This is a genomic window from Leadbettera azotonutricia ZAS-9 (genome assembly GCF_000214355.1).
GTDB classification, from domain to species: domain Bacteria; phylum Spirochaetota; class Spirochaetia; order Treponematales; family Breznakiellaceae; genus Leadbettera; species Leadbettera azotonutricia.
This window is the reverse complement of sequence record NC_015577.1, coordinates 800,786-827,327: the sequence shown is the minus strand read 5'-3', so window position 1 is coordinate 827,327 and position 26,542 is coordinate 800,786. Positions and strand designations below refer to the sequence as shown.

Sequence of the window (26,542 nt, the reverse complement as noted above, 5' to 3'; positions counted from 1 at the left end):
ATGATAAATCTGCACGAAATTGCATCAAGCCTGAAGAACTGCAAATCAGGGGAAACATCAAGCATGGTCGCCATGGCTGTAGAAGAAAACTGCAGCATCGAATGCATCATCAGGGAGGGCCTTTATCCCGGCATAATGGCGGCAGAAAAACAGTACCGCGACAAAGAGATCCTCATTCCCGATATTCTGGCAGCGGAGCGGGCCCTGAACCAAAGCATAAAAATTTTACGCTCATCAATGCAAAACGAGGATAATTCCCAATATGGAAAAGTCGTCACCGGAACAGTCAAAGGGGATATCAGGGAATGGGAAAAAAACCTCATTTCAGTTTTGATACAGAGCATGGGCATCACCGTGATTGATCTGGGAACCAGCGTCCCCATAGAAAGTTTTATCAACGCTGCTATGGATGAAGAAGCCCGCATCATAGCCTGCTCCACAGCCCTGACCACCCATCTGCCCCAAATGAAGCACCTTGTAACGGCCCTGAATGCAGCAAACTTAAAGGAAAGGATAAAAACGCTTTTTTCAGGCGGACCGGTAACACAGCTGCTCTGCAGGGGCATAGGGGCCGACTTCTACGCCCCGGACGCCATAAGCATAGCGGAGATTGCTGTGGATTATTGCAGGAAAGAGCTTAATTTCTCGGAGATGCAAGCCGTATAGGCGGATCGTTTGGAGCATTGCGCGAAAAGGCACAGGCCTTGCGGGCTGCCTCGGCGGGCAGGGAAGCAAAGGCGCAAAAATCTTTCATCTCGATGGCATCCACAAGCCGCCCGGGCACGCCCCCTGCCTTCATAAGCAGATTCGCCACTTCCTTGGCACCTGCTCCATGCTGGCGCCCAAGGCCAACATATACACGGGCAGAAGCATCGCTCAAGGCATCGGGGCTGTCACGGCGGGCCCCTTCATGGCGCTGGGGGCGGCCTTCATGAACCGGGGGACGCCCTTCGCGCCCCGGCGAGCGGCCTGATCCAAAGCCCTGCCTCTTGTCCCGATATGCGCTCTTTCTGCCCCCCTCTGTTCCGCCAAAACGAGAAACGCCGAAGCCTCCCTTTTGGAAATCTTCTTCGGCGAATTCAGTGACTGTCCCGTAACGGGAGGGGTCGAGAAGTTCCCCATAGCTTGCGCTGATAAGGGCCTCTACCGCTTTCTCGGCGCCCAGGGTTTCTATAAGCTGATGGCAGACTTTTCCAAGGAAAGGGGAGGAGGAATTTTCCTCTGCAACTTCTGTGGGAAGCTTCGCCGGAATTTCCGCCGCGACAATTTCAGCGACAGGTTCAACGCTTTGGCTTTCAGTCTCAATTTCTTCCGGTTCGGGCAAGGCCGAGCAGACATCGGCAACAATCCTGGCCCGCACTGCCTTCATCACTGCCTTGACTGTCGGAACCTTCATGAACTGGATCTTGCTTCCGAGGATTTTTTCCATGCTCCGGGAAAGCTGGGTCATACGGCCCCGTTCTGCGGGAAGGGTAAGGCTGATAGCTCTGCCCCTCCGGCCTGCCCTGCCAGTGCGGCCTATGCGGTGCACGTAGGTTTCCCTGTCGTTGGGGAGATCCCAATTTATTACGTGGGTCAGCCGCTCTATATCGAGGCCCCGGGCAGCAACATCGGTGGCTACCAGTATCGCGGTCTGCTTGGAACGGAAACGCCTCAGGGTGCGCTCCCGGGCTTCCTGGGTCAGGTCGCCGTGTATTGCTTCGGCGGCAAAACCCGATTCCACAAGACGGCGGGCAAGCTCGTCCGTTCCAGCCTTGGTGGCGCAGAAGATGAGGCCATAAAAATCCTCAGCCCCGTCTATGATGCGCCGCAACACTTCGAGGCGATCCTCCCGCTTAAGCACCAGGTAGTATTGGTCAACCGCAGGCTTTTCATCTTCAGGGGCTTCATCCTCAAGGATTTCGACTTCCCCGATGTTCTTGCGTATTATCTTTAATATAGGATCGGGCATGGTGGCCGAAAAAAGCGCCACCCTGCGCTCGCTCTTCACCTGGGTCATGATTTTTTCGACATCTTCAAAAAAGCCCATGTCCAGCATTTCGTCGGCTTCGTCCAGGATAAACCAATCCACAGAGGAAAGCTCCAGCACCTTCCGCTCCATAAGATCCATCACCCGGCCGGGAGTCCCGACAACAAGCTCCGTGCCCCGTTTAAGGTCGAGTATCTGAGTTCGGATTGATGCTCCCCCGTAAACTGCGGTGATGCGGGGCACGCCGGTTCCCGGAGGGACAAAGGAGGCGATTTCCCGGGAAACCTGAAGGCAGAGTTCACGGGTGGGGGTAAGTATGAGCGCTCTGGGCGCATGGCCCTTTGTCAACTCGCCCCGGACAAAACGCTCCACCAGGGGAATGCCGAAGGCGGCAGTCTTGCCCGTACCCGTCCTGGCCTTGACGATGAGATGGCCTTCGTCGGCCAAAAGCCGGGGCAGGGCTATGGTTTGGATTGAACTTGGGGCGGTAAAACCCTTGCGGGATAAGGCGTCAAGCACGGCATCGGATAAACCGAAAGAGGAAAAGGAAGAATTGTTATCATTTGTCATAATTTTCTATTATATGGTAGCATTTGCAGGATATTGTTGCAAGGCACAAAAAAACCGTCCCGCGCATTGTGCAGGACGGTTCCGGTTTACGCGCAAGCGGCCTTATTTCGCAGCAGTATCCAGTTCAGCCAGAATGGAGAGTTCGGTTTCCTTGTCGAAATACCGGGCTTTCTCCAGCCTGGGGACAAAGTTGGCTATATCGCCGACCTTGAAAGTGTAGTGGGGCTCGGTACGGGCAACCAGGGGCTGATTACTAGTGGTCAGCCAGAGGTGGATGTCAGCACCCAGAGGCTCAACTACAGTGATCTTTACGGCCATGTTGTTTTCGGCAGCCGGTGAAGTCTGGTAGAGGAGATCTTCGGGCCTGATGCCAAAGAACACTTCCTTGCCAACATACTTGCGGAGGTATTCCACATGTTCGGCAGCGGGTTTGATCTTGAACGTACCTTCGTCCAGCACGACCTGTCCGCCTTCTTCGTTTACTTTGGTGGAGAGGAAGTTCATGGCAGGGGAACCAATGAAACCAGCTACGAACTTGTTGACCGGGTGATTATAAAGGAAGAGAGGGGAACCAATCTGCTGGATCTTTCCGTCTTTCATGACGACGATCTTGTTGGCCATGGTCATGGCTTCTACCTGGTCATGGGTTACATAGATCATGGTGGCATTGAGCCGGAGGTGCAGCTCGGAAAGCTCGGCGCGCATCTGCACACGGAGCTTGGCATCCAGGTTGGAAAGGGGTTCGTCGAAAAGGAATACCTTGGGGTTACGGACAATGGCGCGGCCTACAGCGACACGCTGGCGCTGGCCGCCGGACAGGGCCTTGGGCTTCCTGTCGAGGAATTTTTCGATGTCCAGGATACGGGCAGCCTCGTGGACACGGCGATCGATCTCATCTTTGGCCACTTTCTTGATCCTGAGGCCAAAAGCCATGTTTTCATAGACCGTCATATGGGGATACAGGGCGTAATTCTGGAACACCATGGCGATATTCCGGTCTTTCGGGGGAACATCATTCATGAGCTCGCCGTCGATATAGAGTTCACCTTCGGTTATGTCTTCCAAACCGGCGACCATACGGAGGGTAGTGGACTTTCCACAGCCGGAAGGACCGACAAATACGACGAATTCCTTGTCCTCTACCACGATGTTGGCATTATCCACGGCCCGGACATTGCCTTCGTACACTTTGCTAATACCTTTTAACTCTACTTTTGCCATTCTATGGCCTCCCTTAGGGGTTAGTTTATAAATATAGTCTAAGGCCATTAGAATGAATTGTCAAGAAAAAAGAGGCGCCAAATTTGAAGATAGATAAAAAAACCGAGTATTCCTGACTATTTTATCAATATATAAATGAAAAATCCTTTAAAAAACCGCCTAGACCGCTTGAATGGGGCTAGCCCTCAATGGTAAAGTGATACTCTATCGCACAATACGGAGTTTAGCTTGTTCCTTAAAAGCCTTGACATATTCGGTTTCAAATCCTTCGCAGACAAGACCCGGGTGGAATTCGCCGCCGGGATCACCGCCCTGTTGGGCCCCAACGGTTGCGGAAAGTCCAATGTAGTAGACGCGGTGAAATGGGTTTTGGGGGAACAAGCCTCCAAAGCCATGCGCGCGGAAAAGATGGAAGACGTCATCTTCAACGGGACCGAGACCCGCAAGCCCCTCAATGTGGCGGAAGTTACCCTCACCATAGCCAATGACGAGGGCCTTCTCCCCCTGGACGTGCCGGAAATCGAAATAAAGCGTCGCCTTTACCGCTCGGGTGAGAGCGAGTACTTTATCAACGCCGCGCCGGTGCGCCTCAAGGAAGTGCGGGAACTTTTCTGGGATACAGGCGTCGGCAAAGCGGCCTATTCCGTGATGGAACAGGGGAAAATCGATCAGATCCTGTCTTCCAAGCCCGATGAAAGGCGTTATCTTTTCGAAGAAGCCGCGGGAATCACCAAATTCAAGGTAAAGGGCGCAGAGGCTGAGCGAAAACTCGCCAAAACCGAAGAAAACATGCGACAGGTAGAGGGAATTCTGGGGGAAGTGAAGCGTTCCTACGACACCCTCAAGATCCAGGCCGATAAAACCCTCAAATACCGCACCTTAAAGGACGAGGTTTTCGAGTATGAGCTTGATATTCAGCTTTTAAGGCTCAAGCAAGCCCGTTACGACCATAGCGATCGGGAAGAAGCCCTCAGAAAGAAGCGGGCCGAGCGGGACGCCATCAATGCGGACATGGAAGCCGCCAACAAGGCCCTCGAAGAGAACATGGATCTGGTAAACTCCCTGGAAGCCCAGCTTGCGGAGTATCAAAAGAACATCTACGGGCTTGCGGTGGAAAAAAACTCCAGGGAAAAGGAAATCCGCCTCCTCTCGGAGCAGCGGGCCGAAAGCAAGGCAAAAATCTCCCAGAACGAGGGCCGCGAACGGGCCGCAAACATCAAGATTGAAGAACTCAACGATGATGCCGAGGAGCAGGACAGCGTAGTCCGGGATCTGCGCAAAAAAGTTACCGATATTGAAGAAAACATCAAATCCTTCGAAGAAAACATACAGATCACCGCGTCCCGCATAGGGGAAAACGAAAACGGCGTACGCAGGGCCGAGGAAGACATCCGCCGCCTTGAAGAAGAGCGGGCCGCCCATGAAAAAGACCTGGAGGCTATCACCGATGACATCGTGGCAGCCCTTGACGCAGGGCTCAAAGAAGCGGGCTACTCGGCTGTGGAACGGCGCAGCAGCGAAGCCTCTCTGCGGGAGACCCTCTCAGTGCTCAAAACCATCCTTTCAGGAAGGGAAACTCTTATCCGCGACCTCGGCGCCGCAGCCGACAGGGCAGCCTCCGGGGGCGGGTCCTCCCAAAGCGGCTTGAGCCCCGACGAACTCAAACGCATGGCTGAAAGCCTTGCAACAGGCCTGGCAGAGGCCGCCGCCCATTCTGAAAAAGCCCTCGCCCTCTTCGAAGCCTACCGCAAGAGCACCCCCTCCTTCATCGATGACTTTTTGGCTCCCGAAGGCATCATTACCAAAAAACGCGCCCTGGATGCCAAGATCCGCGCCTGCCGCGAGGGCGTTGGCGAACGCCGCGAACGCATTGCGGATCTGAGGAAAACCAACGAAGACCTGGGCGCCAAAATTGAAGAATACCGGGCTACCCTGGAAGATCTCAGGGTAAACCGCATGAAAATGGCCACCCAGGCCCAGGCAGCCGAGGAGCAGGCCCGCCTCATTCGGCGCGAGCTCGCAGGCCAGGAAAGCCTCCTTAAAACTATACAGGATGAACTCTTCCTCGATAGAAGGCGTTCCGAAGAAATCGACGAGCGCATCGACGATGCCGAATCCGAAATGGCCGATATCGAAAAGAAGGGCAAGCAGCTCACTTCCGATCTGGAAAAGATTGAAAAAGACATCACCAAAAAGAACGGCGACCTGGCCGGGAAGCAGGCCGCCATCAAAAAACGCATGACCGACCTTGCCCGCATGCAGGAAACCCTCGAAAAGATCCAGCTTGAAGCGGCCCAGTCCGAAATGGAAATCAAGAACATACAGGACAATTTCCGGGACACCCATTCCCGGGATCTCATGGAATTTGAGGAACGCACTTTTACCATCACAAAGCCCACAGGGGAACTGCGGGAAAAACTTGCGGCAGGCAGGCAGGCCCTGAAAGACCTCGGCTCCGTCAACTTTGCGGCCCCCGAAGAATTTGCCGAAACCAAGGAGCGCTACGACTTCCTTTCCGGCCAATTAGCCGACATAGCCAAAGCCCGGGAGGACCTTGAAAACCTCACCGCCGAAATCCGGGACGAATCCTCCCAGATCTTCACTGCCACCTACAACAAAATAAAGAGGAATTTCCACAACATGTTCCGCCGTCTCTTCGGCGGCGGTAGGGCCGAGCTTCGGCTTTCGGATCCCAACCACGTGCTGGAATCGGGCATAGAAATTTATGCCCAGCCCCCCGGCAAAAAGCTTGAAAACATCACCCTCCTCTCGGGAGGCGAAAAATCCATGACCGCCGTTGCCCTTCTTTTTGCGACCTACATGGTAAAGCCCTCGCCTTTCTGCCTTTTGGATGAGATAGACGCAGCCCTGGACGAACAGAACGTCATGCGTTTTGTCCAGCTCCTCAGGGAATTCGGCGCAAAGAGCCAATTCATCGTTATCACCCACAACAAAAAAACCGTTACCGGCGCTTCCACCCTCCTGGGCGTCACTATGGAAGAATCCGGCATAACCAAGGTCATCTCCGTCCGTCTCGAGAATGAGGAGCTAAGCCAGGTTGACGAGGCCCCCCAGCAGGGCCTTTTCGAAGATGAAGAGGTCGAAATTGAAGAAGGCCGCGAGCTGCCCCCGGGCATAGACGATCCTTCCCAGGTGACCGAAGCCGAACTGCGCCCGATTAGGTCGCGAGCGGCGGCAGAAGGGGCGCCGGCAGTGGAAGATGCACCCGCCGAGGATCATTCTTAACCTGCGCCAGCGATGCCGAGAAGGTAGCGAGGAAGATAAGCCGCAGCGAAGAGCAATGGGCCCGTACCATATTGAAGCAAAACTGAGGCAAAAATAGGATATACATCCTGCCCAAGAATGACATTCTTTCGAATTTTGTGATAATGGCACTTGAATTTTGATAAATTATCGGATAGGCTATATTTACGTTTTTAACAGGAGGAAATTATGAAGAAAATTGTTTCATTAGTTGTCCTTGGTATCCTCTGTGGTACCATGGCAATCTTCGCCGAAGATGCCAAGGCCATGCCAGCCCGGATGGGGCGCTTCTATCTTGCGCCAAGTTTTTCCTTTGCAAATCAGACCTTTGATAAGGATGGGGAACGTCAGGACACGACAGATGGCAAAGGCGCCGTCAAGATGTTCAACCTGGGATTTGCCCTGGAATATGGAATTATCAGCTGGATCACCGGGGCTATACAGTGGGCGCCAGGCTGGAATGTCTGGTCCGACCTGGATTTTAACCTACGTCAAATAACTGGGGGAGTAGCACCGAGTGATAAAGAAATAGAGGCCAATCTGAAGGATTTTGGAGATATTTTCCTTGGCGCCAAAATACAGATAATCGGTCCTGCTGCGCCAGTACAAAGTGAGATGTTCCGTCTCGCCTTTGGCCCGGGGGTCAAAATTCCCCTGCCGGGTCCTGATTTTGAAGATGAGTATGCTAAACTGAGTAAGGATATTGGAAGTGTCATGACTGGAGGCGATCCCAGCGAAACCATCACTGTAAGCAGGCTTGACAAGCATGTATTTAGTTTTGGATTAAGGTCTTACTTTGACTATATCATTAACAGCCATTTCTCATTGAATTTGTATAACGAATTTCTTTACTATCCCATAAAGGCCAAGGGAAACAAATATGCGATGGGCGTTCCTTCCAGTGTGGATGTAGCTTACGGTTATGACTTAACCTTTGAATTCGAGCCCCATTTTGACACGGTGTTTGGGAATGCGATTCTTTTCCATGCCGGGCTGCCGGTTACTTATAAGACATCCCCGGATGTAAAGGTAAATGGAACAACTCGGGATGACAGCGGTATGCAAAGTCTAAGCCTTAAACCCAATGTATCGGTTTTCTTTACCCAAATGCCCCTGCCTCTGCAATTCCAGCTGGGTTATACCCTTCCGCTTTGGGGGGTAAACACCCCTGCCACTAACACAATCGTTCTGCAGATCCGCGCCTATTTTAAGATTGGCTCGTCTAGCTAAAAACGGTTTTTGCTAAAAACTTTTGGGGCTGTCAGGGAATATTTTCCGGACAGCCCCTGTTTTTTATGGTATGATTCAATAACATGACCTATACCAAAATCTTCCTTGCCCTTTTTATGCTTGTCAGCCTTATACATGCCATTGCTATTTTTTTCCGGAAAGAGCAGCTAAGGCGCATCACCAAAATATTCATCATTCCGCCCCTCCTGGCTTATTACCTGACTGGAACTGATGCTATAAGCATACTGCCGGCGCTAGCCCTGCTTCTCGGATGGACCGGAGATATACTGCTCCTCAAGCTTAATGACAGGCTCTTTTTCAAACTTGGGCTTGGGGCTTTTCTTCTGGGGCATATCGCGTACATAATTACATTTGTTACAGTTACAGGAAGCATACATTTCCCGGCTTTGATAATCTCTGCGATTATCGCCGTTCCATACGGCATCGCAGCATTCCGCTTAATACATCCGGAAAAAGAACTCATCATTCCGGTAATTGTGTATATGGCGATTCTCGAAACCATGAACATAATCGGGCTTCAGCTTTTCCTGTCCCGCATGGATCTGTACGGCTTTCTCATTTTTGCAGGCTGCCTCTGCTTCATGGTTTCCGATGCTATACTTGCGTATTTCACCTTCAGAACCCTGCCAAGGTACGGTGCAATTCTGATAATGGTTTTCTATGCACTTGCCCAGGCGGGGATAATCATAGGGCTCATGGGGTAGCGGCGATCTTTTTGCAGCAAAGCCACCAGAGGGCGCTCGAAAGCCGGTTCATGGCAGTGATAAGGTCTTGCCTACGGCCTGTGAGCCTCCCAAAAATCCTGACAGCCAAAAGCTCCCCTTCCCTCACCCTTGCCCTAAGGTAATTGATCCGTGCAACAAGGGGCCCCATGGACTGATCCGGCAGGGGATGGCGTGCCAAGCCGAAGGCGGCCTTTACATCGTGGCTTTGTTGGTGAATCTCGTCGAGGGCAAGGCCGAAAAGCTTGAGGCTGGGGAAGGGCTCTGACTTCACCTCGGCGATCATGATTGCCCTGAGGTAATCCAGGACTTCGCCAAGGCAAGTACAGTACCATTCTTCGCCAAGACCAGATGCCAAAACCTGGGCTTCCAGGACCTCCGCCTCGAGGACATCGATCATGCCCCGAAAAGCAATGCGGCCATGACTCTTGGAAACAAGGCGGTTCCCTGCGAGATGGGTTTTATGCTCAGGTTTTTTGGACAGCACTTTCATATATTGGTTATCCTCTTTATTCATATTATACTCTAAATGATGAAAATTACAGCCGACCTCCATATCCATTCCCGCTATTCCCGGGCAACCAGTCCGAGGCTTACCCCGGCTTCCCTTGAACGCTGGGCCAGGATCAAGGGGATAAACCTTTTGGGAACCGGCGACTGTACCCACCCCCGCTGGCTGGCTGAATTGCGTGAATCTTTTAATGATGCAGAAGAGGGCTTCTATAGTTTGAAGAAAAAAGCGAGAGCCATTTTTGACACAGGCCCCGCTCTCGAAGAAGGGCTGCCCCAGCCCTTTGGCACTTTTGATGAACCCCGCTTTGTGCTTACCGGGGAAATCAGCACTATTTATAATAAAGATGGTAGAACCCGTAAAATACACCACCTTATCATATTGCCCGATTTCAAAGCTGCGGCTTCATTTAATGCGAAACTCGAAAAGATCGGAAACATCAATTCTGATGGCAGGCCTATTCTCGGTATCGATTCTGCAGACCTCCTCGATATGCTCGTCGAAACCGACAGCCGTTCCCTGCTTATACCAGCCCATATCTGGACACCATGGTTTTCGGCCCTTGGCGCAAAATCGGGTTTTGATTCCATCGAAGAATGTTATGGCAAGCTGAGTGTGCATATACCTGCGATAGAAACGGGCCTTTCGTCCAACCCTCCCATGAACTGGGCGCTAAAAAGCCTGGACAAATATTCCATCATCTCCAATTCCGATGCCCATTCCCCGGACAAACTTGGCAGGGAAGCTACTTTATTGGAAATGGATCTTTCATATTCTTCATTTGTCCATGCCCTCGCACCCGGCAGCAGAAACGAACGCATACGTGGCACTATCGAGTTTTTCCCCCAGGAAGGCAAGTACCATTACGATGGACACAGGAAATGCAATATATACCTCAGCCCTGATGAAGCCGTGAACTCGTCGGGCATCTGCCCTGTATGCGGCAAACCGCTTACCCGAGGAGTCATGGGCAGGGTGCTTGAACTTGCAGATTGGCCGGTAGATGAAAAGCAGCCATGCCCCGATAATGCAGAAAGCACCAATAAACGGCCCTATTATTCCCTTATCCCGTTAAAAGAGATATGCGCAGAAATTCTGGGAACCGGTTCGGCTTCAAAAAAAGTTGACGCCGCATATACAAGGCTTATTCAAAATGGGGGGAATGAATTCGCCATCCTCATGGACATGAGCTTAAAGGATATTGAAAAGCTTTCTGCCCCAGGCATTTCAGGCGAATTGCTTTCTATTGCCATAAGGCATATGCGTTCAGGGAAAGTTTCGATGAGCCCCGGCTATGACGGCGAATATGGCGTCATCAAGGTCCTTGAAGGGAAATCAAGGGAAAGCGGGGGCGGGCTTTTTGAAGAAATGCTGCCAGCAGAAAAAATGCCCCTGATGAAAGAAAAGCCAAAGGCACGCGAATCGCCCAAAAAAAATAATACTGATACTTCTAAGGCAAAACAAAAGACAGCAGTAAAGCAGTTATTTACCCCGGATGCGGTTCAGGATGAAATTATTTCATACTCCGGCAAATATGCCGTCATCATTGCAGGACCAGGAACAGGGAAAACAATGCTCCTTGCAGCCCGGATAGCACGCCTTATCCGAGATGGAATTAATCCCCCTTCTATCCTCGCACTAAGCTTTACGGTAAAGGCAGCAGCAGAGCTTAAGGAACGGGCGCTCTCGCTTTCGGGGATTAAAATTGATAATACAGACACAACCGCCACTCCCACGATCTCAACATTCCATTCCCTCTGCAGATCCATATTAAGGGAACAAAACATCGCAGCAGGCCTTTCTGAAGATTTTTCGATTCTCGGTGACAATGAACGCAGTATCCTGCTCAAAGAGATATGCAGCTCTGCCATAGGAAAAAAGGTACAGCCCCGCCGCCTGGGAACATATATCGAAGAAAGAAAACGATACCTCCTCCTTCCCGATGAAACCTCATTTAAAAACATTGAAGCCCAATATCCTGAGCCAATTTCTGAATTGGAACGGCTCTATAGCATTTACAGGGATAAACTTAGAGAAAAAAAGGGAATAGATTTTGACGATCTTGTTTCCGGCACTGTCCGCCTTTTAATGCTCAAAGAAAAAATTGTTAATCATTACCGCAAAAAATTTCAGCATATTTTTGTTGATGAATACCAAGATATAAATTTTGCCCAATATATGCTCGTAAAATTACTGGCCCCCGCAGAGGACGAAAATTCCCCTCCTCTCTGGGTTATAGGCGATCCCAATCAAGCTATTTATGGCTTTAGGGGGTCGGACAAACATTTTATCGATCGCTTTATGGATGATTATCCCAAAGCCCACAGCTTCAGTCTTATTCGCAGTTTCCGATGTTCTGAACCTATTATTAAAGCTGCTTCCCGGCTTGCAGGGGCAAATCTTCGCGGTGTTCCTGTTGACGGCCAAGGGGTGAATCTTTTCCGCGCGGAATATCCCAGCGCTGCATCCGAGGCCGAAGGTATAGCCAGAACCATTGCCGGGTTTTTGGGCGGAGCAAGCTTCTTCGCCATGGATAGCAATGCAGCAGGCAATGCCAATGCGGTCAACGGCGAAGGCTTCAATATAAGTCTGAGCGATTGCGCTGTCCTTATCCGTGCTTCTGCATTGGCAGAACCTATCATAAAGGCTTTAGCGGATCATGGGCTTCCCTATATTTATGAGGCCGAAACGCCTTGGTGGGAAGAAGAGCCTGTTAAAACAGTGTTGGATATCCTTCGTGAAAATAGATCTTCCCTTAATTCAGCCCCATCAGAAGAAATAGAAAAAGCCTGCAAAACCATATCGGATAAAAATCATCCGGATTTAAAAGAACTCATACAACTTGCTAATTTATTTGGCGATATTCCCTCTCTCCTTGACAGCCTTTCATCAATAGAAGCCGAAGGCATGCCCGGTGTCAAGCGTGAAGGTGTGCGGATTATGACCATACATGCGTCCAAAGGTTTGGAATTCAATCAAGTGTTTCTGCCATCCCTTGAGGAAGGCATACTTCCCTTCACCCTCTATGACAAAGATGAAGATATTGAAGAAGAACGCCGCATACTCTACGTTGCCATGACCAGGGCCAAACAAGGTCTTTGGCTTTCTTGGGCAAAATCAAGGATTTTCCAGGGCAGAACACTTTCCGGCGGGCCAAGCCGTTTTCTTTCAGAGCTTGAAAAAATAATCCCCCTCGCACAGGAACAAAAAATACTGAAAAGGGATTCACAACTAAGGCTGTTTTAATTCAAAACCCTATATTTTAAAAATCAATTTGGCAATGGAAAAATAAATAAGCAGCGAGGCGGCATCAACGATAGTAGTTATAAGAGGCGCTGCCATTATGGCCGGATCAACTTTTATTTTCTTGGCAACAATGGGAAGCATACAGCCGACCATTTTTGCAATTATGATTGTACAAAACAAACTCATCGTTACAGCAAAGGCAAGAACCGCATTCCTGCCGTTCATTAAATAAACGCGGATAAAATTGATAAATCCAAGAACAATACCACAGAGAAAACCTATACGCACCTCTTTCCATAAAACTTCCAAAAGATTCTTGCTTTCGATTTCCCCAAGGGCCATACCGCGAATAATCAGTGTAGAACTTTGAGAACCTGCGTTACCTCCCGTGTCCATCAGCATTGGGATAAAAATAACCAGTATAGGCAGAACCGCAAGAGCGTCTTCAAAACCCGACAGCACAGCGCCGGTGACAGTTGCAGAAAGCATCAGCACCAGAAGCCAAAGCATACGGTTTTTTGCAAGCTGAATAATCCCTGTTTTCATATAAGGCTCTTCAGACGGCTGCAAGGCGCCCATTATTTCGATATCTTCGGTGCTCTCCTCTTCTATGATCTCGAGCACATCATCAACCGTAACAATACCCACAAGCCTGTCGTCATTATCAACAACGGGCATGGAAAGGAGGTCATACTTTTTAAACAGCCCAGCCACCATTTCCTGATCGTCTGTAGTATGGGTATGAATAACATTCTTCTCCATTATATCGCTCACCCTTTCCCCCGGCTGCGCAAGCATGAGGGTCTTGGCAGACAGGCTGCCTATGAGCTTCCTGTCCGGAGTGATGACATAGCTGGTATATATGGTTTCCTTGTTAACGCCAGTTTTTCGTATAAAATCAAAGGCCTCGGCAACCGTCATGTCTTCCCCGAGGTTGATGTACTCAGTGGTCATGACACTGCCGGCAGAATCCTCAGGATACCTCAATATTTGATTGATGAGCTTCCTTTTTTCCACCCCTACATTCTGCAATACCCGTTTCACCACATTGGCAGGCATCTCCTCGATAAAGTCCACCGTATCGTCCATGAACAGCTTATTGATGATTTCACTGATTTCCTTATCCGTAAGGTTCTCGACAATCAGCTGCTGCTCGTCAGGCTCTATATACGCAAAAACCTCAGCCGCAATGGCCTTGGGCAGCACCCGAAACACCTGTCCAATGCTGTCCTTATCCATATCTTCGAACAACCCGGCTATATCCACAGGATTCATCCCCGCAAAAATAGCATGAAGCCTCTTTATGTCAATTGGGGTTCCATTAATGATTTCTATTATTTCGTCCATCAAAAGCCTCTCCGATTCAAAGTTATGATAGCAGATTTGAGGAAGTTTGGCTATTAGAGAGTGTTCACCGCTTAAATGTTCTTCAAGCCCGATCCTGTCCCTATTGGGAAAGAAGCAATTGAATGGAAAAAGGAGCTAAAGCAGCCCTTTGGGTCAAAGACCGGCAGCGGATTTATCCACACGCATAACCTATATAAGGTAAGTACATATCATCAAGCTACTCCCACTCAATGGTGGCCGGCGGCTTTGATGAAATATCGTACGTCACCCGTCCAATGTCCTGCACTTCATTGGTAATGAGCGTAGAAATCTCAAGCAGATCCTTGGTGGGGAAAGGATACACATCGGCGGTCATGCCGTCAGCAGAAGTAATAGCCCGCAGGGCAAGCACCCAGCCGTACTTACGAACATCGCCCGCAACGCCCACCGAGCGTATGGGGAGCAGCACCGCAAAAGCCTGCCATATTTCATCGTACAAATTGCGTTTTTTCAATTCGGAAATAAAAATGGCGTCGGCCTCGCGGAGTATATCGCACTTCTCTTTAGTAACTTCACCCAGTATGCGCACCCCAAGGCCGGGGCCGGGGAAGGGATGGCGGCGCACAACTTCTTCATCCACAACAAGAAGACGGCCAAGGGCACGGACTTCGTCTTTGTATAGTTTGTCCAAAGGCTCGATGATGCGGCCCGCCTTGCGTTTGGCGTCTACCAGAGGACTCCCCACATTGTGATGGCTCTTGATGAGGTGGGCTTTCTTCCCCACACCTTTGCCGCTTTCGATAAGATCGGTGTAGAGAGTTCCCTGGGCAAGAAAGTAGGAATCAGGAAGGCCAAGACGGGCAACTTCCCGCTCCTGTATGGTAATAAAAAGATCGCCGATAGCCTTACGCTTAGCCTCGGGATCTTCCAGCCCTTTGAGCTTGGCGAGGAATTCATCTTCGCAGTGGATAATATGAAGGTGCCTGGCACCGAGTTTTTCAAGCGCCACTTTTACTGTTTTGGTTTCATCCTTGCGCATAAGGCCCGTGTCCATGTACATAAGGTGAACATGGTCAGGGTCGAGGGTCTTGAGGAGCAGCGCCCCCGCGACAGTAGAATCCACGCCGCCGGAAATGAGAAGCAGCACCGGATTTTTTTCAACCCTGGCTGCGAGGCTACGGCGTACTTCTTCAACATAATGTTCCATGGTCCAATTTTTTTCGCAACGGCACACACCGAAGGTGTACGCAGCGAGTATGTCGAGGCCCCCTTCTGAGTGGGTAACCTCGGGGTGGAACTGTAGGCCGAACCAGGATTTGGATTCGTGGATCACTACCGCAGGGAAGCCAGTCTCACTCGTGCCGAATTGCAGAAAACCAGGGGCAAGTCTTGTCAGCGTATCGCCATGGCTCATCCAGGCAGTAAAACTTTTTTTCTTAAAACCATTGATAAAAGAAAGTGCATGGGGGGGCGGATCTGCATCATCAAGTGTAACACCTACCCCGCCGTATTCACGCTTGGGGAGAGCTTCGACTTTGCCGCCGTTGTCGTATGTCATGCGCTGGAGGCCGTAACAGATCCCCAAAAGCGGAAGGCCGCAGGAATACACTTTAGGGTCGGGCACGCTGCCCTCTTTGGTATACACCGACTCAGGAGATCCCGAGAGAATAAGCCCCTTAACACCTTTGCATGTATCGCTTGCAAGAAACTCATCAGTAAGAGGAGTATCGCCGGGGATAACTTCAGAATAGACCCCAAGTTCCCTGATGCGCCGCCCGATGAGGGCCGTGGTCTGGCTGCCGAAGTCCAAAACCAGAATTTTATCCATATAACCCTCCCGTTACTGCTTTTATATAGTCCAGGGCGACTTTCGAATAATCGTTTCCTTCCTGTCATAGCCCACAGAAACAATGTGAATAGGAGTCTCGCAGAAACGCTCAATGAACTCAATGTACTCCATGGCCGCTATGGGGAATTCCTCATAGGTCAGGGCATTGGAGAGCGTCTTTTTCCACCCCGGAAAAGTACGAAGCACCGGGGTTGCGCTGTTCAAAGCCGCAATGGATGCGGGGAAATTTTCGATCATCTTGTCGCCAAGCCTGTACGCCACGCAGGCCTTGATCTCATCGAGGGTGTCGTACACGTCCAGGTGGGTCATCACGAGACTGTCGATGGAATTGGTAAGGCAGGCGTAACGAAGGGCCACAAGGTCAAGATAACCGCAGCGCCGGGGCCTCCCGGTAGTAACGCCGTATTCACGCCCGGTCTCCCGGACAAATTTGCAAAGCTCATCCTCGCCGCTGGGATCAAACTCGCTGGGGAAAGGCCCGTTCCCAACCCGGGTGCTGTAAGCCTTAAAAACACCCAGCACCTTGTCCAAAGCGCGGGGGCCAACACAGCCCCCTATGGCAGCGCCAGCAGCGCATGACATGCCGCTCGAAACATAGGGGTAAGTTCCAAGGTCAAGGTCGAGGAGTGTTCCCTGGGCGCCTTCAAAAAGTATCTGGGAATTTTTGTGATGCACAAGGAAAGCCGAAAGGTCTATGCTCATGGCTTCAAGCCTGTCGAGGTAGGGCGCCAAAAAGTCCAGGTCGGCTTTGTCAAGCTCGTCCATCTTTTCTTTCCACGAAAGATCCGCCAGGCGTATGCCGTCGCGATCGCTCTTCATGGAATAGGTGATGCCTATGCCCCGCCCCGTAGTGCCGATGGGCTTTTTCCGCGCCTCGTCCCGCTCCTTGTCAATCTGGATATAACGGGGAAGCACAATGTGAGCACGGTCGGAAATCAGAATCCGCCCCGAAGTATCAATGCCCCTGTCCTGGAGCATCTTGATTTCGGTAAAGAGCGCCACAGGGTCAATGACCATGCCCGCCCCCAGAATGACCATCTTGTCAGGGTACAGTATCCCCGAAGGGATCAGGTGCAGGGCGTACTGCTGGTCGCCAATAACGATGGTATGCCCCGCATTGGCGCCGCCTGAAAAACGGACGATTATCTGGGCTTCATTCGCCAGATAATCCACGATCTTGCCCTTCCCTTCATCGCCCCACTGGGCGCCTATCACCACTACTTTCATGTTTCTTCCTTAGAGAAAAAAATCGTTTTGGGGCTGTACCCTTTTCAGGATACACCAAGGCCGCTTTCTTTTCAATGGATGGCCTATAATGCTGCCCCCATCCCAAAAAGCGCCAAATCGTATTTTATAGGATCTTCCAGGCAAAAGCCTCGCAGTTTCTCTGTCAGCGCAATAGCCGTCTTTTTGTCATTTGCCTGGCGGCCCGAAGCCAGAAGCCCCAACGAACGTGAAACCCGCCCCACATGGACATCCAGGGGAATAATTAACAAAGAAGGAGAAATACCTTTCCAGATACCAAGGTCGATTGGTCCCTCACGGCGGACGAGCCAGCGCAGGCTCAGGTTGATGCGTTTACAGGCTGAGTTGGCTTCGGAGTTGGCGATGTGCTTGGTATAGACGCCGCCATTCCCTTTGGCCATCTCTTCGCGGAACAAAACGATGCCTTCCCATATATCGCCGGAACCGCCCGGTGCATTTAACGCTGACGCAAAAAGATTTTCCAGGTTTCCGTATTTTTTGTAACAGGCTTTAAATCCCTTGCAGAAATATTTCAGATCTTTTTCAAAAAAAGTCCGGTGAACGCAATTTTCTTTCAGTTTTTTATAATCGCCATCCATTATAAAAGCATGAGGGCTCAGGCCCAGAAGGGAGAACATGCGCTCTGCGGACTTGATGATGAGATCGCGGCGGCCCCAGGCAATGGCGCTGGCAAGAAAGGCGGCAATTTCGATATCTTCCCTTTTGGAAAACCGATGGGGAAACTGCACCGGATCCAAAGGGATAAATTCAGGACGATTGATCTTTTTGTACCAAAGATCGAGCCTTGATTTTATGTCAGTCTGCAGCGGCTAGCTCCTCGAATAGTTAGGCGCTTCCTGGGTAATGGTAATATCGTGGGCATGGCTTTCCCGGAGGCCTGCTGCGGTTATCTTCACAAATTTCCGGTACTTCTTGAGATCATCGATATCCTTACACCCGCAATACCCCATGCCTTTGCGCAGCCCCGAGCTAAGCTGGTTAAGGTATTCCCGGAGTTCGCCCCGATAAGGCACCCGGCCCTCAATGCCCTCGGGTACGGGAGTTTCGTCCTTGCCCATCTGGTAGCGATCGCCTGAACCGTCCGCAATGGCGCCCATGCTGCCCATGCCCCGGTATTCCTTGTAAATCCTGCCGTCAAAAATAACCTCGCTGCCCGGCGCTTCTTTAAGGCCCGCAAAGAGATTTCCTATCATTACCACATTTGCACCAGCGCCTATGGCTTTGGTGATGTCACCGGAGAATTTAATGCCGCCGTCAGCAATGACGGGAATGCCCGATTTGGCGGCTTCCTCGGCGCAGTCCCATACAGCGGTAAACTGAGGAACCCCTATGCCCGATACAACCCGGGTGGTGCAGATGGAGCCTGGGCCTATGCCCACTTTTACTGCGTCCGCCCCCGCTTCGATGAGCCTGCGGGTCCCTTCTTTGGTCGCCACGTTTCCGCCTATCACCGGAACGCCGTATTTTTCTTTTATGCCCTGTATCGCCGCCATTACATTCTTTGAATCCCCATGGGCAGTATCAAGAACGACAAAATCAATCTTGGCATCTTTTAGGAGGGGCATGCGCACATTGTAATCCTGGGGCGAAACTGCCGCCCCTACGATAAGCCTCCCGCCCTTGTCGGTGGCTGCCTTGGGGTAGAAGGCATGTTTCTCCATATCCTTGACAGTGATAAGTCCGGTGAGCCTCCCTTCGGCATCCACCACGGGAAGTTTCTCGATGCGGTGCTTGTCGAATTTTTCCCTGGCGCTGGAGACCGAAGGCTCCCCCTGCTCCACCACGGGATTTCTGGTCATCACATCAACTACATTGAGGGTATCGTCATTGCAGAAACGCAGGTCCCGCCCGGTGATAATCCCTACAAGCCGGTTATTGGTATCCAGCACCGGAAGGCCCGAAACGTTGAAGCGGTTCATCACTGCTTTAACGTCTTTTACTTTCGCATCCTCACCCACGGTCACCGGGGTCTCAATAACCCAGTTAAGGAAACGCTTCACCGAAGCAGCCTGCCGGGCTTGCTCCTCGGGGCTGAGGTTCCGGTGTATCACGCCTGCGCCGCCTTCAAGGGCTATTGCGATGGCGAGTTTCTCTTCAGTTACCGTATCCATAGCCGCGGAAATGATAGGCACGTTGAGCCGTATATCGGCACAAAGGGTAGTTGCGATGTCGCATTCCTTGGGAAGTATTTCCGAATACCCCGGAAGGAGGAGCACGTCATCGTAGGAATAGGCTTCGTCAAACATTTTTTGTCTCCATTAATTCTCTATATTTAGCAGAAAGAGTTTTAGCTTTCTTTACTGCCAAACCGCAATATTGTTCAGGTTTCTCAAACCATGCCAAGGCGGCTTTTGAGACTTCGCCTGATGCTGATATCAACCCAAGTTCCAGCATTTTATTGCCAATACGGGCAAGCACATCGCTTTCCCTTGATAGGGCCTGGGCAAAGGAGAGTTTTTCTTTTTCTGCAGCAAGGGTGATCTTGCGTATCACTTCGTGGGCGTCCGAGACGCCGCTTTCGGCCAACAGTATGTATGCGGGTTCGGCAAGGACACCGCCTGGGATGCCGGTGTTGCCCCTGAGGTTGGCTAAAAGCCGCTCATGGTCGGCGCCGAGGCCTTCGATTACGCCGGACATGCGGGACACTGCGAGGCTGAAGCCCGCAACATAGTCGGCAATAAAACGCTGGCTTGCGGAATTGGAAAGATCCCGCTGGTGCTCGCTGATTTGATCCATGAAAAAGGTCATCACCCTGGGCATGAAAGCCTTCCAGAGGCTTTTGACATGCTCGGAATTCCATGGGTTGCGCTTTTGGGGCATGGTGGAAGATCCCACCTGGTCAGCCCCAAAGCCTTCACGGAGTTCGCCGATTTCGCTGCGCTGGAGGTTGCGGAGATCGTCCGCCAGATTGGCAATGACACCGAAGGCGGTGTTGAATTCCAGAAGCAGCCGGAGAAGGTATTCCGGCTCTACAAGCTGGGTCGAATGTTCGGATGGTTCAAGGCCGAGTTCAGCGAGGTAGATACGTTCAAGCTCTTCGGGGTCTTTGACTATCATGCTGGTGGCATTGTAAGCCCCCACAGCGCCGGCAAGCTTGCCTTTGAGGTTCCCCGCAAGGCGCTCAATTTCGAGTATGGACTTGCCCAGGCGGGAAATATATTCCGCCACGGCAAAACCCACAGTGATGGGCACCGCGTGCTGGCCATGGGTGCGGCCAACCTGGGGGGTCTCCGCTTCCTTCTCGGCAAAATTGCAGAGCAGGACCTCGAGTTTCTTGAGTTCCGGGAGTACCACCGCCAGGGTAACGCCCTTCATGCGGTACGAAAGGCTTGTGTCCAGAATGTCAACGCTGGTAGCCCCCAGATGAACCAGGGGGGCGACCTCGGAAGGGACTTTCTTCTTTATAACATTCACCAGGGCGCGTATATTGTGGCGGGTTTTTTCTTCCTCGGCGTACACTTCCTCAGGGCTTATAATTTCCGTAGCGTGTTCGAGGTTCTTCCTTAGAGAATCATTAAGCTGGCCCCTGACTTTTAGATGGGCCACGACCAGGGCTATTTCCGCCCTGACGCATGCCCCTACCGAAGCTTCCTCGGAAATCCAGGGAACCAGGGCGTCAAAAACAGCCGCTTCAGAAATTGAGTACCGGTGATCGATAGAGCTTATATTTTGAAAAATTGTCCGTGTTGAACTATGGGCTTCCATGTCAAACTATGGCATAGAAGCCCATTTTTTGTCAATATCCTCGGCCTTCGTCCTTTTAGGGAAGAATGCTACTTATAGCCACTATTGTATAATTCTTCCAAGTTTCGGCGTTTTGATATGCGACAACAGATGCCGAAGGCACATAGATACTGGGGGTCAAACCAGAACCCAGTGAACCAGCCAAAACAGGTGGGTTAACAACGTTAACGGTTAGACCGGTGAGTCCTGTCAAATTAACAAGCACATTTGCCCCGATAGAGGTAATACCGGCAGGCAAGGTAATACTTTTAATTTTGTCATCTGCAGGCCGGGAAGTACTGTCAGGAATCGCAGTTCCTGCAACACCGCCCAAGTCAAGAGAAATATAGTGGCCATTCAGAGCAGATAGAATCCCGCCTAACCAATCACCATCTTTGATAAGATCAGAAAGCGATCCCGCAGAAATATTAATCTTGTACGGCGTACTTGAGGTATTGGGCGGAGCACTTTTCAAAAAAGCCGTCAAGGCTTCGATATTGGCACAATCCTTAACGGATACAATATATTGATAATTGCCAATATCCCATAGATCATTCCAAGAAATTGAAGCAGAGCCATCTACAAACTCGACATCGTTTCTGAAAAGGCTTGGAACACCTCCTGTACTCAGTATTACCGTATAGGAACCTGTTTTATCAAATCCCAGAGTTTCAGAAAGAGTTTTTAAATCTACAGTTGCAGACTCAACAGAAATTACTCCTGTTCCAGCCGCAGCAGGATTGGTAATAATATTGGATATATTATCTTTATCTTCATAACTGATTGACTGTGCAGTTAGATATGCAAATAAACTGATAGTATTTACCGGCACATCAGCAACGCTAAGAGTTCCGCCTTTGCCAAACTCGAATAACTTATTCCAGGAAATTGAAAGACAGCCATTATCAAAATGGACATTATTCTTATATACAGTAAACACTGGATTAATAGTGACAATTAAAATGGAATAATCCCCAGTGGCTGTAAAACGCTGGGGCGGAAGCAGGCCTTCAGTCAATGTTATAGATTCAGTACTATTCGGTAATGGTTTTGTAGCCGTTGCTACAGCGCCTCCCAAAATTGTTTGTGGAACACTTGTTAGAGTGACATTCTGATCCAGAATATAGATTGAAGCCGAAGTAACAGTCGGCATATTACTGATAGTCAGAATACCGCTATCCCGGCTATTGCTATCTCCATCCGTAGAGCATCCGCCTAAAGCAAGAACTGCCAACAAAACCGGCAGAGCCAAGCCAAAAATCGTATGTTTCTTCATATTTTGCCTCTTAAATAATATTTTGAACCTGTCGGGCATAATTGTCAAGGTTTCATTATATACCCTGACGCTACACCTCATCGGCGTGTTCCATAAACAATGGAAGGGGCAACAGGGACTGCAAAAAAGGGTTCCCTTTTACAAGGGAAGAAGCCAGGGGCGTCAAAGGCGAAAAGAAAAACGACACTGCCTCAAGCTCGCTCAAGGCAAGATCAGGCTTGCCGGGGAATGGCGTCACAGAGACTTCTCCATGGGAAACAGCAATATTCAGGGGTTCCTGTTCGCCTATCTTAAAGCTCAATTTCCCGTCAGGAACGCTGCCAAGGCTTAAGCGGAATTTTAACAATGCTTTTAGCATTGCCGGGAAATTAAAAATACGGTAATTATATGCGGTGTCCAATTGGCAGTCCTCTGCAAAGTCAGAAAGGGCTGCCATCTTTTCCCGGTCAAAGGCTTGAACCCTTACTGTAAGATCGCTACGATCCTTCATAAAGAGGTTTACTGCCTCGATGATACGGAAACTGTCTTTTAAATTGATTTCTGTAATTTGGCCGATTTTCTGATTGCCAATAAAATAGCCAAAAAACTCATCGCCTTCCATCACCGCATAGACCCCTGCCCTCCATGAATTGAGGACATCATAAAAACGGCGGCTTTCGGCAGGGCGTCCAAAATACATCGGCTTTTTTTCGTGCATATGCCGTATGTTTTCCAGGCAGGCTGCATCCTCAGGGCCAAGCGGTTTAAGAGAAAGGGATGAAACAAAATCCCTTCCTTTTACATGGTTGACATTTGCTTTATCGCAGCAGAAGCCAACCCTGGTTCCAACTGGGGTATAGCCAAAATATTCGTAACGCTGCCTCTGGCCCCCCAGGCAGCTAAAAGCCACCCTGTCGCGCTTCATATCGTCCAGGGCCAGATTCATCAAGGTTTTCATATAGCCTTTGGAACGGCTGTAGGGGTGCACCGAAACCATGCCTATGCCCCGGCCCTGGAGGACTTCTCCGAGGACATGAAGCTCCATGGGATAAACCCCGATGATGGATTTTATTTTTCCGTCTTCCCTTGCAATATAATGAAGCCCATCCATAAAATTTTCCCGTCTATAAAGCTTGGGCAGGATTGCAGGAAAATCGTGAGGAACATGGGCAGCAGAAAATACATAATTTCCCAGATCTATGACTTCGTCATAATCCTCTAACCTTGCAAGTTCATATTCAACAGTCATAGCAGTCCTCATATTAATTACTGGATCAGATTAACTGTCCGCTCAGCCAACTCTGATATTTCGGTCAGACCGAAACCATCAATGCCCGATTTAATTTTGTTGCCCAACGGTTTAATCCATTGCTCGCTCAAGCCTTTTGCGCCCTTCATCATGCCAATAATAGACCCCGTTGTGGCCGCATTGCAGTCTGTATCGAAGCCTGCGCAGATGGTTATCCCTATGGTTTTTTCAAGATCCCCGTCCCCCCAGAGAAGGCCCGCAGTGCAAATCATTGCATTCGATATTGTATGGCACCAATGATGGCCATTGCTTTCATCCCAAAGCTGGTTGATTCTTTCAACAGCTTGTTCCCAATTTATGCCCTCATCATACCAGGCCAAAACTTTTTTGACGCCCTCGGTCAGGCGGGATTTTTCCGGAATTTCCCCAAGGCCCGCATCAATGATATCTTTTATGCCGCTGTCGATTGCAGCACGGGCAAGCATAGCGGCCACAAACATCTCCCCATAAATGCCATTTTTTACATGGCTTATCCTTGCGTCACGCCAGGCATATTCTGCGGCTGTTTCCGGATCGCTTGGATTAATGTAGCCAAAAAAATCGGCACGGATTTGGGCGCCTATCCATTCACGGTATGCATTATAATAGGAACCCGAAAGGGGCGGCGTTATCTGGTTGGTAAAATTATGATAAGCAACCCGCTCAGCAGTGCACACATGAAGGAGGGGCACATTCATAAGCCAGCTTGCCGATACATCATCAGAAGTAAAATTGCGGCCATAAGTTTCCAAAGTCTTTAAATAGAGGATAGTATAATTAGTGTCATCATCCTCGGGCATATGCAAAACATTATTGATCCAGTTAATTTTATTGCTGCCGTAAACATTGCCCTCGTCAGCAATGCGGTATTTTGCCCGCAATGCTTCGCCAACGTTTGACGAAATATATTTCTTTACAGGATAATTATCCGTTTCTTTGAGCAGCCCGGTTATGCGCCCCCTTCGCCAGCCCTCAACAGGCTGCCCAAGCAAACAGCCGGCGCACCTCGCCAGCCATGCGCCATAAATCTTGTCGTACAACTCCCCGCCCCTGGGTTTGCCAGAATTATCCGTTTTGCGATTCCCGGGGCGGGCTTTTTTTATCCCCTCAAGGCAATTTGGTTCAATAAAGGAAAAATCGGAAGCGATGGGAGCTTCGCGGATCTTATCCAGCAAACGCCTGGCCTCGTCCTCCATAAGTTTTCCCTGGCCGAACATCTCATGGATAAGATGGGCCTCATCAGCAAAAGCCCGGACATCCCTACCTTCGTCAGCGCTTTGTTCCAGTTCTATCAACACCGTTTCGGAAAGGGTGAGCCAAAGATGGTTCATGATGAATCTCCTGAATAGGTAAGTATACTCTTATTGAGATAAAATCGCTATATTACAAATTTTATGCTTGACATCTTAACCCACCCCCTCCAACTCCGCCTCAATCTCCTCAATACTCGGCAGCGATGACTTGTATTCATCAGGCAAAACCCTGCTTATCCCGTATTCACTGACACCAATCGGTTTGTTAATGTTCTTTAAAGCATATTCCACAATTGTTTTGTTCTTTGACTTGCAAATCAACATGCCGATGGTCGGGTTATCCCCTTCTGTCCTCAATATCCCATCAACAGCAGAGATATAAAAATTAAGCTTCCCGGCGAATTCAGGCTTAAATTTAACCGCCTTTAACTCCACAACTACATAACAATGAAGCCGGGTGTGATAAAAAAGCATATCTGGATAAAAATTTTCATCCCCAACAGTTATTTTATACTGGTGCCCCAGAAATGAAAAACCGGCACCCAGTTCCATGAGAAAGCGGGTAACCTGATCCACCAGGGCATTTTCAAGTTCCCGCTCACCGTGTTTTTCCCGGAGCATAAGGAAATCAAACATATAGGGGTCTTTAAGGGTTTCTCTGGCAAGGTCTGATTGCGGTTTGGGAAGCATTACTTCAAAATTGTTTATTGCCTTCCCGCTACGCTGGAATAGTTTCCCCTCAATCTGATGGGTCAGAACCGCTCTGGACCAGTTGTTTTCGATGGTTTTCTGGACATAAAATAGAGCTTCCTGCTGATCCTTAATTTTCGATATAATTACCAGATTATGGCCCCAGGGGATTTGCCCTAATTGGTCAACAACTTGTTGACCAATTGTTTCTATAGACCAGAATGAAAACCATAGCCGCATATATTTTAGGTTAGTAACGGAGAATCCTTTCATATCAAGAAAATCATGTTGTAAATCTACGCTCATCTGTTTCAAGAAGCCGTCGCCCCAAGCAGTTTGTTTCTGCTTCACGACAATACTTGCGTCTATATCCCAATAAAGCTCTATCAACCCATGATTTACCGCTACCGATGCTTTTATTTGCGCGGTTTGTATGCGTTGCTTTATATCGCGGATAAATTCAATATATACTTTGTCGGCCTTTATCAACTTATCCATGGTACCCTAAATCCCCATATATTTTGCATTATTATCCAGGTTTCCGTAGAGGATTTCAAGTTGTCAATCTACAATAGGACTTGTAAGGTTGGACATCCTCTAGTAGTCCTCCTGGCTCTAAAAGGAAGAAAAGTGGGTCGAAGATTTTGGCAACTCACCGGGAGCAGATTTTCTCAATAATTGCGTTTGAATTTTTTGGTATGTCCAAATTTTTATCCTTGACATCTTAACGCTTGTATGGTATATTTTTATTATTCAAGAGAAGCAGAGACGGAAGCACAGATACAGCACGACTCAGAATTAACTTTGAAAAGGTTTGGGCTATGTTCCAGGAAACCGACAAAAAATTTAAAGAAACAAAAAAAATTGTCAGCGACTTGGGGCGAAAATTTGGAAGTGTTATTGAATATATGTTCATCCCAAACCTACACAAAAAATTCCATCAATTCGGCTATACCTTTGGAAAATCTTCAGATCATATACTTATCCAAGATACCATTCATCAAATTTTTACCGAAATTGATATTCTCCTTGAGAACGGAGACTGTGCCATGGCAGTGGAGATTAAATCCCAACCCAATAATAAGGATATTCTTGAGCATATTGAACGCATGGAAAAATTGCGCCAATGAGCAGATCT

General features: G+C 49.6%; 19 protein-coding genes. 6 read left to right on the top strand and 13 right to left on the bottom strand.

All coding sequences use genetic code 11. The annotated features are described in order from the left end of the window. Entirely contained in the window at nt 1–666 is a 666-nt protein-coding gene (locus tag TREAZ_RS03655; protein WP_015710463.1) for a cobalamin B12-binding domain-containing protein, read from the top strand. On the opposite strand, the gene TREAZ_RS03650 is transcribed toward TREAZ_RS03655, so the two are convergent. Continuing rightward, nucleotides 638–2,539 (bottom strand): DEAD/DEAH box helicase, encoded by a 1,902-nt coding sequence (locus tag TREAZ_RS03650; RefSeq protein ID WP_015710462.1) that lies wholly within the window; start codon nt 2,537–2,539, stop codon nt 638–640. The genes TREAZ_RS03655 and TREAZ_RS03650 overlap by 29 nt on opposite strands. 102 nt (nt 2,540–2,641) lie before the next feature. Continuing rightward, complete coding sequence (locus TREAZ_RS03645; protein ID WP_015710461.1) at nt 2,642–3,760, bottom strand: ABC transporter ATP-binding protein; 1,119 nt, start codon at nt 3,758–3,760, stop codon at nt 2,642–2,644. A 228-nt stretch (nt 3,761–3,988) separates the two neighbouring features. Here TREAZ_RS03645 and TREAZ_RS03640 point away from each other — a divergent pair, with 228 nt between their 5' ends. The 3 genes from TREAZ_RS03640 (at nt 3,989) to TREAZ_RS03630 (ending at nt 8,979) form a co-directional block, all read left to right on the top strand. Then, complete coding sequence (locus TREAZ_RS03640; RefSeq protein ID WP_015710460.1) at nt 3,989–7,006, top strand: chromosome segregation SMC family protein; 3,018 nt, start codon at nt 3,989–3,991, stop codon at nt 7,004–7,006. A gap of 207 nt (nt 7,007–7,213) precedes the next feature. After that, nucleotides 7,214–8,254, top strand: coding sequence for a hypothetical protein (locus tag TREAZ_RS03635; RefSeq protein ID WP_015710459.1), 1,041 nt, complete (start codon nt 7,214–7,216; stop codon nt 8,252–8,254). 83 nt (nt 8,255–8,337) lie between these two features. Continuing rightward, entirely contained in the window at nt 8,338–8,979 is a 642-nt protein-coding gene (locus tag TREAZ_RS03630; RefSeq protein WP_043922804.1) for a lysoplasmalogenase, read from the top strand. On the opposite strand, the gene TREAZ_RS03625 is transcribed toward TREAZ_RS03630, so the two are convergent. Continuing rightward, nucleotides 8,969–9,514 (bottom strand): hypothetical protein, encoded by a 546-nt coding sequence (locus TREAZ_RS03625; protein WP_052297637.1) that lies wholly within the window; start codon nt 9,512–9,514, stop codon nt 8,969–8,971. The genes TREAZ_RS03630 and TREAZ_RS03625 overlap by 11 nt on opposite strands. Before the next feature lie 12 nt (nt 9,515–9,526). Between TREAZ_RS03625 and TREAZ_RS18200 the strand changes: the two genes are divergently transcribed. After that, entirely contained in the window at nt 9,527–12,754 is a 3,228-nt protein-coding gene (locus TREAZ_RS18200; protein ID WP_015710455.1) for a UvrD-helicase domain-containing protein, read from the top strand. 9 nt (nt 12,755–12,763) lie between these two features. On the opposite strand, the gene mgtE is transcribed toward TREAZ_RS18200, so the two are convergent. The 10 genes from mgtE to TREAZ_RS03570 form a co-directional block, all read right to left on the bottom strand. Beyond that, nucleotides 12,764–14,101, bottom strand: coding sequence for a magnesium transporter (mgtE, locus tag TREAZ_RS03615; RefSeq protein WP_015710454.1), 1,338 nt, complete (start codon nt 14,099–14,101; stop codon nt 12,764–12,766). 217 nt (nt 14,102–14,318) lie between these two features. Next, on the bottom strand, nt 14,319–15,908 hold the full coding sequence (gene guaA / locus TREAZ_RS03610; protein ID WP_015710453.1) for a glutamine-hydrolyzing GMP synthase: 1,590 nt from the start codon (nt 15,906–15,908) through the stop codon (nt 14,319–14,321). A 21-nt stretch (nt 15,909–15,929) separates the two neighbouring features. After that, nucleotides 15,930–17,156: an adenylosuccinate synthase gene (purA, locus tag TREAZ_RS03605; protein ID WP_015710452.1), complete on the bottom strand. Its 1,227-nt coding sequence runs from the start codon at nt 17,154–17,156 to the stop codon at nt 15,930–15,932. 83 nt (nt 17,157–17,239) lie between these two features. Then, entirely contained in the window at nt 17,240–17,932 is a 693-nt protein-coding gene (locus tag TREAZ_RS03600) for a TIGR02757 family protein (RefSeq protein ID WP_015710451.1), read from the bottom strand. Nucleotides 17,933–18,004: 72 nt separating this feature from the next. Continuing rightward, nucleotides 18,005–19,441, bottom strand: a complete 1,437-nt coding sequence (guaB, locus tag TREAZ_RS03595) for an IMP dehydrogenase (protein ID WP_015710450.1) — start codon at nt 19,439–19,441, stop codon at nt 18,005–18,007. Beyond that, on the bottom strand, nt 19,434–20,900 hold the full coding sequence (locus tag TREAZ_RS03590) for a lyase family protein (protein WP_015710449.1): 1,467 nt from the start codon (nt 20,898–20,900) through the stop codon (nt 19,434–19,436). The genes guaB and TREAZ_RS03590 overlap by 8 nt, the downstream gene beginning before the upstream one ends. Before the next feature lie 55 nt (nt 20,901–20,955). Further along, entirely contained in the window at nt 20,956–22,194 is a 1,239-nt protein-coding gene (locus TREAZ_RS03585) for a hypothetical protein (RefSeq protein WP_148257663.1), read from the bottom strand. A 70-nt stretch (nt 22,195–22,264) separates the two neighbouring features. After that, nucleotides 22,265–23,422, bottom strand: a complete 1,158-nt coding sequence (locus TREAZ_RS03580; RefSeq protein WP_015710447.1) for a GNAT family N-acetyltransferase — start codon at nt 23,420–23,422, stop codon at nt 22,265–22,267. A 17-nt stretch (nt 23,423–23,439) separates the two neighbouring features. Further along, nucleotides 23,440–24,792, bottom strand: a complete 1,353-nt coding sequence (locus TREAZ_RS03575; RefSeq protein WP_015710446.1) for an ADP-ribosylglycohydrolase family protein — start codon at nt 24,790–24,792, stop codon at nt 23,440–23,442. A 75-nt stretch (nt 24,793–24,867) separates the two neighbouring features. Next, nucleotides 24,868–25,902 carry a PDDEXK nuclease domain-containing protein gene (locus TREAZ_RS03570; protein ID WP_015710445.1) on the bottom strand — a complete coding sequence of 345 codons (1,035 nt, stop codon included), beginning with the start codon at nt 25,900–25,902 and terminating at the stop codon, nt 24,868–24,870. 323 nt (nt 25,903–26,225) lie between these two features. On the opposite strand from TREAZ_RS03570, the gene TREAZ_RS18390 reads away from it, so the two are divergent. Then, on the top strand, nt 26,226–26,534 hold the full coding sequence (locus tag TREAZ_RS18390; RefSeq protein ID WP_043922795.1) for a hypothetical protein: 309 nt from the start codon (nt 26,226–26,228) through the stop codon (nt 26,532–26,534). The last annotated feature ends 8 nt before the right edge of the window (nt 26,535–26,542 follow it).